9 protein-coding genes are annotated in these 9,839 nt (G+C 71.3%); 5 read left to right on the plus strand and 4 right to left on the minus strand.

Features of this window, described 5'->3' with window-relative positions:
- Positions 1-72: 72 nt before the first annotated feature.
- Both ACFWFR_RS13615 and ACFWFR_RS13620 read right to left on the minus strand, forming a co-directional pair.
- Positions 73-1,482, minus strand: a complete 1,410-nt coding sequence (locus tag ACFWFR_RS13615; protein ID WP_377623309.1) for a class II fumarate hydratase — start codon at positions 1,480-1,482, stop codon at positions 73-75.
- 107 nt (positions 1,483-1,589) lie between these two features.
- Positions 1,590-2,270: a carbonic anhydrase gene (locus ACFWFR_RS13620; protein WP_377623310.1), complete on the minus strand. Its 681-nt coding sequence runs from the start codon at positions 2,268-2,270 to the stop codon at positions 1,590-1,592.
- Positions 2,271-2,503: 233 nt separating this feature from the next.
- On the opposite strand from ACFWFR_RS13620, the gene ACFWFR_RS13625 reads away from it, so the two are divergent.
- From ACFWFR_RS13625 to ACFWFR_RS13640, 4 genes are all read left to right on the plus strand, one after another.
- Positions 2,504-3,799, plus strand: coding sequence for an extracellular solute-binding protein (locus tag ACFWFR_RS13625; RefSeq protein ID WP_377623311.1), 1,296 nt, complete (start codon positions 2,504-2,506; stop codon positions 3,797-3,799).
- Complete coding sequence (locus ACFWFR_RS13630; protein WP_318244506.1) at positions 3,796-4,782, plus strand: sugar ABC transporter permease; 987 nt, start codon at positions 3,796-3,798, stop codon at positions 4,780-4,782. Before ACFWFR_RS13625 ends, ACFWFR_RS13630 begins: the two co-directional genes overlap by 4 nt.
- Positions 4,779-5,633 (plus strand): carbohydrate ABC transporter permease, encoded by an 855-nt coding sequence (locus ACFWFR_RS13635; protein WP_191803383.1) that lies wholly within the window; start codon positions 4,779-4,781, stop codon positions 5,631-5,633. The genes ACFWFR_RS13630 and ACFWFR_RS13635 overlap by 4 nt, the downstream gene beginning before the upstream one ends.
- Positions 5,634-5,805: 172 nt before the next feature.
- Entirely contained in the window at positions 5,806-7,077 is a 1,272-nt protein-coding gene (locus tag ACFWFR_RS13640; RefSeq protein WP_191803381.1) for an ABC transporter ATP-binding protein, read from the plus strand.
- Between the two features lie 10 nt (positions 7,078-7,087).
- Here the strand turns inward: ACFWFR_RS13640 and ACFWFR_RS13645 are convergent, their stop codons facing one another.
- On the minus strand, positions 7,088-7,348 hold the full coding sequence (locus ACFWFR_RS13645; RefSeq protein ID WP_377623312.1) for an exodeoxyribonuclease VII small subunit: 261 nt from the start codon (positions 7,346-7,348) through the stop codon (positions 7,088-7,090).
- Positions 7,349-7,425: 77 nt separating this feature from the next.
- On the minus strand, positions 7,426-8,679 hold the full coding sequence (xseA, locus tag ACFWFR_RS13650) for an exodeoxyribonuclease VII large subunit (RefSeq protein WP_377623313.1): 1,254 nt from the start codon (positions 8,677-8,679) through the stop codon (positions 7,426-7,428).
- Between the two features lie 151 nt (positions 8,680-8,830).
- Between xseA and ACFWFR_RS13655 the strand changes: the two genes are divergently transcribed.
- Positions 8,831-9,839 (plus strand): 4-hydroxy-3-methylbut-2-enyl diphosphate reductase (locus ACFWFR_RS13655; RefSeq protein WP_377623314.1); only part of this gene is annotated, 1,009 nt, incomplete at its 3' end.

Here is a 9,839-nt window from a genome sequence, read left to right on the forward strand (position 1 = left end):
GACTGCACCCGGCCCACGCCGTCCGTCGTTCCTTGCCGAGTCCCGCCCTCGCGGAACGGGCTCAGCGGGAGGTCACGCCTGCGGCGGGCGCGTCATCGACAGGACGTCGAGCGCGGTGTCGAGCTGCTCCTCGGTGACCTCGCCGCGCTCGACGAAGCCCAGGTCGATCACGGCCTCGCGGACCGTGAGGCCCTGCTTGACCGAGTGCTTGGCGACCTTGGCCGCCGCCTCGTAGCCGATCACGCGGTTGAGCGGCGTGACGATCGACGGCGAGGACTCCGCGAGCGCACGCGCGCGCTCGACGTTGGCCGTGATGCCCGTGACGGTCTTGTCCGCGAGGACGACCGACGCGTTCGACAGCAGACGGATCGACTCCAGGACGCCCAGCGCGATGACCGGGATCTGCACGTTGAGCTCGAAGCTCCCCGAGGCGCCGGCCCACGCCACGGTCGCGTCGTTGCCGATCACGCGCGCGGCGATCATGAGGACGGCCTCGGGGACCACGGGGTTGACCTTGCCCGGCATGATCGACGAGCCGGGCTGCAGGTCCGGGATGAAGATCTCGCCCAGGCCCGTGTTGGGGCCCGAGCCCATCCAGCGCAGGTCGTTGCAGATCTTGGTGATCGAGACCGCGATGGTGCGCAGCGCGCCCGAGAGCTCGACGAGCCCGTCGCGCGAGCTCTGCGCCTCGAAGTGGTCGCGCGCCTCGGTCAGGGGCAGGCCCGTGTCCTCGACCAGCAGGGCGATGACGCGCTGCGGGAAGCCGGCCGGCGTGTTGATGCCCGTGCCGACGGCCGTGCCGCCCAGGGGGACCTCGGCCGCGCGGGGGAGCGCCGACTCGAGGCGCTCGATCCCGTAGCGCATGGCCGCGGCGTACCCGCCGAACTCCTGGCCGAGCGTGACCGGGGTCGCGTCCATGAGGTGCGTGCGGCCCGACTTCACGACCGTCGCGAACTCGGCCGCCTTGGCCTCGAGGGCCTCCGCGAGGTGCGTCAGCGCGGGGATCAGGTCGTGCACGACGCCCGCGGTCGCGGCCAGGTGCACCGACGTCGGGAAGACGTCGTTGGACGACTGCGACGCGTTGACGTGATCGTTCGGGTGGACCTCGCGGCCCAGCGAGCGCGTGGCGAGCGTCGCGAGGACCTCGTTGGTGTTCATGTTCGACGACGTGCCGGAGCCCGTCTGGAAGATGTCGATCGGGAAGTGGGCGTCGTGCGCGCCCGAGGCGACCTCGTCGGCCGCGGCCACGATGGCGGCCGCGACGTCCTCGTCGAGCACCCCCAGCTCGGCGTTGGCGCGCGCGGCGGCCTTCTTGACACGAGCGAGGGCCTCGATGTGGCTGCGCTCGAGAGGAGTGCCCGACAGCGGGAAGTTCTCCACGGCGCGCTGCGTCTGCGCGCGGTAGAGGGCGGCCGCGGGGACGCGGACCTCACCCATGGTGTCGTGCTCGATGCGGTAGTCGGAAGCGTCGGCAGAAGTCATGGGGCTAATGGTGCCGCACGAGCACGGGTGATCTCGAACCCGGCCGCGGGGCGGGTGCGTGCTGCACGCCACCCGCGCGGACCGGTTCCGGCACGGGAGGGCGCCGGTCAGACGTCCGGGGTCTCGCCGACGTCGCCGACGACCTCGACGAGCCGGGCGCGGCCGTCCGCGAGCGTGTACTCGACGCCGACGATCGCGAGCCGGCCCTCGGCCACGGCGTCCGCCAGGGCCGCCGAGTAGCCGTGGAGCATGTCGACCGTGTGGCGCACGTGCTCGCGGCGCAGCGTGTCCGGGTCGAGGGTCGCGAGGCTGCCCGTGCTGCTCGTGATGTTGACGATCGAGGGGATGACCCGGTCCACGACCGCACGGACGAACCCGTCGGCCTGCTCACCGGTCGAGAGGGTGTGCGCCGCCGCGGCGATCGCACCGCAGCTGTCGTGGCCGAGCACGACCACGAGCGGGGTGCCCAGGATGTTGACCCCGTACTCGATCGAGCCGATCACGGTGGTGTCCAGGACGTGACCCGCCGTCCGCACGACGAACACGTCGCCCAGGCCCTGGTCGAAGATGATCTCGGCGGCGACACGGGAGTCCGCGCACCCGAAGATCACGGTGTGCGGGTGCTGCGCGACGCTGAGCTCGGCCCGGCGCGCGGCGCCCTGGGAGGGGTGCTCCATCTCGTCGCGGACGAATCGCCCGTTGCCGTCGCGGAGCATGGCCCAGGCCTGGGCGGGGGTCAGCACGGGTGGGGTCTGCTCGGTCGTCTCAGTCGTGGTCACAACCTCCATGTTCGCTCACGGGAGCGCGTCCCGTCGGCGGTGTTCACGATCCGGCCCCCGCCGTGGACGCGGCGACCCGACCGGGCGGGGCGAGCGGCGCCGTCGGGCCGTCGCACGGACCGCTCGACAGCCCACCGGAATGTCCCCCCTGTGGCGAGACGTCCCGCGACGGTGTAGCCCTAGGGGGAGGGAACCAACCGAGAACGGGCACGAGGCAGTGCCCGTTGGACGAAGGGGAGACCGTGCACCGACGCACCCGAGCACTCGCCGCGGCGCTCGCCGTCGCGACGATCGTGCCGCTCGCCGCGTGCAGCACCGGAGAGGGCTCCGGCCCTCCCGTGCTCACCTGGTACATCAACCCGGACAACGGGGGACAGGCCTCGATCGCGGCCTCGTGCACGGACGCCGCAGGGGGCGCCTACACGATCGAGACGTCCCTCCTGCCGCGAGACGCCGCCGCCCAGCGCGAGCAGCTCGCGAGGCGTCTCGCGGCCAAGGACTCGTCGATCGACCTCATGAGCCTCGACCCGCCATTCATCCCCGAGCTCGCCGAGGCGGGCTTCCTCGCCCCCGTCCCGGACGACGTCGCGGCCGCGGCGACCAAGGACGTCGTGCAGGGCGCGATCGACGGCTCGACGTGGAAGGGAGAGCTCGTCGCGATCCCCTTCTGGGCCAACACCCAGCTCCTCTGGTACCGCAAGTCGGTCGCCGAGGCCGCAGGACTCGACCTCACCCAGCCCGTGACCTGGGACCAGCTCATCGACGCCGCGCAGTCCCAGGACAAGTACCTCGCGGTCCAGGGCGCCAAGGCCGAGTCGCTCACGGTGTGGATCAACGCCCTGATCGCCTCCGCGGGCGGCCAGATCCTCGAGAACCCCGAGGCCCCCGCGGACGAGCTCAAGCTCGGGCTCGAGACCGACGCGGGCCGTGACGCGGCCCGGATCATCGGCGAGATCGGGACGTCGGGCGTCGGGGGTCCGGGCCTGCCGAGCGCCGACGAGTCCGCCTCCCTCACGCTCTTCCAGGGGGACAAGGGCTCGTTCATGGTCAACTGGCCGTTCGTCTGGTCGTCGACGCAAGGCGGGGTCGAGGCGGGCTCGCTCGACCAGTCGCTGCTCGACGACATCGGCTGGACCCTCTATCCCCAGACCGTGGCGGGCGAGGACACCCGCCCGCCCTACGGCGGCATCAGCATCGGCGTCGGGGCGTTCAGCGACCACACCGACCTGGCGTACGAGGCCGCGCAGTGCATCGTCGGGGCCGAGAACCAGGCCGCGTACTTCGTGTCCGACGGGAACCCGGCGTCCAACACCACGGCGTACGACGACCCGGCGGTGCAGGCCGCGTACCCGATGTACGACGTGATCCGCCAGTCGCTCGAGCAGGCCGCACCCCGGCCGCAGACCCCGTTCTACAACGAGGTCTCGACGGGCCTCCAGCAGACCTGGTACCCGCCCTCGAGCGTGACCGAGGACGGGACCCCCGTGAAGTCCACCGACTTCATCACCGCCGTCCTGCGAGGGGAGCGACTGCTGTGAGCACCGAGACCCGAGGCGCCCGCCGCGCCCAGCCCGAGCCCGCCGCCCCGGACCCCGCGCACGGCAGGAAGGGCAGGGCCGCACGCAGCGACCGTGCCCGCGCCGAGGCCCGGCTCGGCTGGTACCTCGCCGGACCCGCGTTCGTCGTGATGCTGGCCGTGACGCTGTACCCGATCCTCCAGGCGGTCTACGACTCACTGTTCAACTACAAGCTCACGGCACCCGACGACCGCTCGTTCGTCGGGCTCGGCAACTACCTGGTGATCCTCAGCGACCCCGTGTGGTGGCGCGACTTCGCGGTGACGTTCTTCATCATGGTCGTGTCCGTCGTGGTCGAGCTCGTCCTGGGGTTCGCGCTCGCGCTCGTCATGCACCGGGCGATCAAGCGTCTGCGAGGGCTGCTGCGCACCGCGATCCTCGTGCCCTACGGGATCATCACCGTGGTCTCGGCGTTCGCGTGGTTCTACGCGTTCGACATCACCTCGGGGTACGTCAACAGCTGGTTCGACTGGGTGCCGGGGGTCGGCCCCGACCTCAACTGGTTCGCCCACCAGGGCACGAGCCTGTTCGTCATCATCGCGTCCGAGGTCTGGAAGACCACGCCGTTCATCTCGCTCCTGCTGCTCGCGGGCCTGGCCCAGGTGCCGGGCGACCTCGAGGAGGCCGCGAAGGTCGACGGCGCGACGGCGTGGCAGCGCTTCTCGCGCGTGATCGTGCCCAACATGAAGGCCGCGATCATGGTCGCGGTGCTGTTCCGAGCGCTCGACGCGTTCCGCATCTTCGACAACGTCTTCATCATGACCAACGGCGCGAACAACACCGAGGTCCTGTCGCTGCTGGCCTACCGGACCTCGATCGGCCAGCTCCAGATCGGCATGGGCTCGGCGATCTCGGTCCTGCTGTTCCTCTGCGTGATCGGGATCTGCTTCGTGGCGATCAAGCTCTTCAAGGTCGATCTGGCCGGCGCGAGAGGGGAGCGATGATGGGCAGCGTCCTGAGCACCCGGGCCCGCGTGTGGTGGGCCGTCATCACGGTCGTCGTCCTCGTGGGGGCGCTGTTCCCGGTCGTCTCGATCCTCATGACGAGCTTCAAGGGCCCGAGCGACATCAACTCGGGCACGTTCCTGCCCCCGCAGTGGAGCACCGACAACTACGAGCAGATCCTGTCCTCGGGCGGGTCCGCGCAGGAGCTCTTCCTGTCCGCGCTGCGCAACTCGGTGGGCATCTCGCTCATCGCGACGGCGATCGCCGTGGTCCTCGCGACGCTCGCGGCCTACGCGATCGCGCGCCTCGACTTCCCGGGCAAGCGGCTGATCCTGACGACCGCGCTCGGGGTGTCGATCTTCCCCGTGGTCTCGATCGTCACGCCGCTGTTCAACCTGTGGCGCAACATCGGGCTCTACGACACGTGGCTCGGGCTCATCATCCCGTACCTCTCGCTCACGCTGCCGATCTCGATCTGGACCCTCGCGGCCTTCTTCCGGCAGATCCCGTGGGAGCTCGAGCAGGCCGCACAGGTCGACGGCGCCACGCCGTGGCAGGCGTTCCGCAAGGTCATCGTGCCGCTCGCGGCGCCCGGCGTGTTCACGACGGCGCTCATCGCGTTCTTCATCGCGTGGAACGACTTCATCTACGGCATCTCGTTGACGTCGACGAGCGCGGCCCGGCCCGTGCCCGCGGCGCTCGCGTTCTTCACGGGCGCGTCGTACTTCGAGGAGCCGACGGGGGCGATCTCGGCCGCTGCCGTGGTCGTGACGATCCCCGTGGTGATCCTCGTGGTGCTGTTCCAGCGCCAGATCGTCTCGGGCCTGACGCAGGGGGCGGTCAAGGGATGAGCAGAGCCACCGGCCCGACGGCGCCGCCCGCCCCGAGCGCTCGACGCCCCCTGCGCACGGCGCGCCGCGCGCCCGGGAGAACCCGCTCGGAGGTGCGCGACGCCGTCGGGCACCTCCCACCAGCACGCGCCCGAACCCTTCGCTGCCCGACCCCCGACCGAGGAGAGAGCTGATGGCGTCGATCACCCTCAAGGACATCGTCAAGAAGTACGGCGACGGGTTCCCCGCCGTGAACGGGGTGAGCATCGACATCGCCGACGGTGAGTTCGTGATCCTCGTCGGCCCGTCGGGCTGCGGGAAGTCGACGCTGCTGCGCATGATCGTCGGCCTCGAGGACATCACCTCGGGAGACCTGATGATCGACGGGCAGCGTGTCAACGAGAAGGCGCCGCGCGACCGCGACCTCGCGATGGTCTTCCAGAACTACGCCCTGTACCCGCACCTGACCGTCGGGGAGAACATCGCGTTCCCCTTGCGTCTGACCAGGGGGAAGTTCAGCGACGCGGAGATCCGCGAGAAGGTCGAGTACGCGGCCGACCTCCTCGAGCTGCGCGAGCACCTCGACCGCAAGCCCGCCAACCTCTCGGGTGGTCAGCGACAGCGCGTCGCGATGGGCCGGGCGATCGTGCGAGACGCCAAGGCCTTCCTGTTCGACGAGCCGTTGTCCAACCTGGACGCCAAGCTGCGCGGGCAGATGCGTACCGAGATCGCCCGGCTCCAGCGGCGCCTCGCGACCACGACCGTGTACGTGACCCACGACCAGACCGAGGCCATGACGCTCGGGGACCGTGTCGCGGTGCTGCGCAAGGGCGAGCTGCAGCAGCTCGCGAGCCCGCGCGCCCTGTACGAGCAGCCCGTCAACCTGTTCGTCGCGGGGTTCATCGGGTCGCCGCCCATGAACTTCCTGCCCGGGCAGGTCTCCGGGAGCAGCATGGAGCTGCCGTTCGGGACGTTCGAGCTGCCCGAGCGGATCGTGAGCGCGGTCGGGGAGCGCGAGCTGGTCATCGTGGGGCTGCGCCCCGAGCACTTCGAGGACGCCCGGCTCGTCGACCCGACGAAGAAGGACCGAGGTCGCACGTTCGACGCCCAGATCGACGTGACCGAGTGGCTCGGGGCCGAGCTCTACGCGTACGTCCCGTTCGAGATGCACGCGTCGGTCGCCGAGAAGCTCGAGGAGCTGGACCGCGAGCTCGACGGCGAGGGCCTGCGGACCCAGTTCGTCGTCGCGCTCAACTCGGCCTCGCGCGTGCGCGACGGTGACACGACCGAGCTCTGGTTCGACCCCGACAAGATGATGATCTTCGACCCCGAGACGGGGGAGAACCTCACGCACGACCAGGACGAGGTGGACCGGCTCGACCGGGAGAACGAGGAGGACCGGCGCGCCTCGCTCGAGCGCGCCCAGGCGCAGGCCGACGCCCAGTCCCAGAAGGCCAGCGCCTGACGCGTACCGGTCAGTCGTCCTCGGTCGCCTCGGAGGAGCCTCCCGCCGCGGCGGGGGCGTCCGCGGCACGTGCCGACGCGAGGCGCTCGCGCGCGCCGTCGAGCCACTGCTGGCAGCGGGCCGCGAGGGCCTCGCCACGCTCCCACAGGGCGAGCGAGGCCTCGAGCGGCTCGCCGCCGGTCTCGAGGCGGGACACGACCTGGACCAGCTCGTCGCGGGCCTGCTCGTAGGTGAGGTCGGCGACGTCGAGGTTGCTCGGGGTGGTGCTCATGGTGGTGGGCCTTCCTGGGGCTGGTCTGTTGCTGGGGTGCTGCGGTGCTGTGTTGCTGTGCTGGTGGCCGGACGGGCTCAGCGCACGGTGGCGTCGAGCGCGCCCTGGGCGAGGCGGACGTGCAGCGCGTCGCCCGGGCTCACGTCGTCGGGCGACCGGACGATCGCGCCGTCCGGGCCGTGCACGACCGCGTAGCCCCGCTCGAGCGTCGAAGCGGGGGACAGGGCGCGCACCTGGGCCGCGAGCCGGTCGACCTCGCCGTGCGCGCGCAGCAGGACCGCGTCGAGCGAGCGCCGGGCCCGGTCCCTCGCGGTGAGGACCTGCTGCTCGCGCGTCGAGATCATGGTCTCGGGGGCTGCGAGCACCGGACGTGAGCGTGCGCTGTCCAGACGGGACTGCTCGCGCTGGAGCTGGTGCGTGATCGCGGCGCGGATCCGGGACCGGGCCTGCAGGACGCGCGCGCGCTCCTCGCCCACGTCCGGCACGATCCGCTTGGCGGCGTCCGTGGGGGTCGAGGCGCGGTAGTCGGCGACGAGGTCCAGGAGCGGCGTGTCGGTCTCGTGGCCGATCGCGCTCACGAGCGGGGTGCGGCAGGCCGCCGCAGCCCGGACCAGGGCCTCGTTGCTGAACGGCAGGAGGTCCTCGACCGCGCCGCCGCCGCGCGCGACCACGATCACGTCGACGTCGGGGCGCGCGTCGAGCTCGGCGATCGCGGCGCTCACCTGCGCGACGGCCCCCGTGCCCTGGACCGCGACCTCGCGGATCTCGAAGCGCACCTGGGGCCAGCGGGCGCGGGCGTTGACCACGACGTCGTGCTCGGCCTTGGACTCGCGGCCGCACACCAGACCGACGACCGCCGGGAGGAAGGGGAGCGGGACCTTGCGGTCCGCGTCGAACAGACCCTCGGCGGCCAGGACCCGCTTGAGGTGCTCGATGCGGGCCAGCAGCTCGCCGATCCCGACCGTGCGCACCTCGCTCGCCTGGAGCTGGAACGACCCGCGCTTGGGCCAGAAGACCGGCTTGGCGTGGACGACGACGTGCGCACCCTCGGTGAGCGGCGTGCTCGCGGCCTCGAAGACCTTGGCGAGGGCGGCGACCGGGAGCGACATGTCCGCGTCGGTGTCGCGCAGCGTCAGGAAGGCCATCGAGGCGCCGGGTCGACGGTTGAGCTGGACGACCTGGCCCTCCACCCAGACGGGGGCCATCTTGTCGATGTACGCCGTGATCTTGCTCGACAGCAGCCGGACGGGCCACGGGTTCTCGGCGGTCGTGTCGAGAGCCCGGGCGGGGAGCGCGGGCGGCGGGGCGGGGCTGGCGGGGCGGTCGGTCACGGGTCAAGACTGCCTCATGGGTCTGACAGGAGGGCTGTGTGCGCGCCGACCCGTGGGGATCCTGTGGAGTTGCTGCCAGGACCTGGCCCGGACCGTACCCGGGGCCGTCGGCCCGGCCCGGCCCCGGAGGCCCGTCGCCTAGACTCGTGGGGTGACTTCCCCGACTGGTAAGCGTGTCCTCCTCGCCGCCCCCCGCGGCTACTGCGCGGGGGTCGACCGCGCCGTGATCGCGGTCGAGAAGGCGCTCGAGCACTACGGCGCCCCCGTGTACGTCCGCAAGGAGATCGTCCACAACAAGTACGTCGTCGAGTCCTTGAGCGACAAGGGCGCGGTGTTCGTCGACGAGACCGACGAGGTGCCCGAGGGCGCGCGCGTCGTGTTCTCGGCCCACGGCGTCTCGCCCGCGGTCCACGAGGCCGCTGCGCAGCGCAACCTCCAGACGATCGACGCGACGTGCCCCCTGGTCACCAAGGTGCACAAGGAGGCTGTGCGCTTCGCGGCGGACGACTACGACATCCTGCTGATCGGGCACGAGGGTCACGAGGAGGTCGAGGGCACGGCTGGTGAGGCTCCGGACCACGTCCAGATCGTCAACTCGCCCGACGACGCCGCGAACGTGACGGTCCGCGACCCGGACAAGGTCGTGTGGATCTCGCAGACGACGCTGTCCGTCGACGAGACCATGGAGACCGTCGACCGCCTCCGTGAGCGGTTCCCGACGCTCCAGAACCCGCCGTCGGACGACATCTGCTACGCGACGCAGAACCGTCAGGTCGCCGTCAAGAAGCTCGCCCCCGAGTGCGAGCTCGTGATCGTGGTCGGTTCGGCCAACTCGTCGAACTCGGTGCGTCTCGTCGAGGTCGCCCTGAACGCCGGCGCGGACGCCTCGTACCGCATCGACCGCGCGCAGGAGATGGACGAGGCGTGGCTCGAGGGCGTCACGACGGTCGGCGTGACCTCGGGGGCCTCGGTCCCGGAGATCCTCGTCAACGACGTGCTCGCGTACCTGGCCGAGCGTGGCTACGGCGAGGTGCAGGAGGTGCGCACCGCGACCGAGGACCTCATGTTCTCGCTCCCCAAGGAGCTGCGCGCGGACCTCAAGGCCGCGGGCAACGCCCCGGCCCGCCCGCGCCGCGAGAACCGGACGTCGCTGTCGGTCG

It is taken from the genome of Oerskovia sp. NPDC060287 (assembly GCF_042726775.1).
GTDB classification, from domain to species: domain Bacteria; phylum Actinomycetota; class Actinomycetes; order Actinomycetales; family Cellulomonadaceae; genus Oerskovia; species Oerskovia merdavium.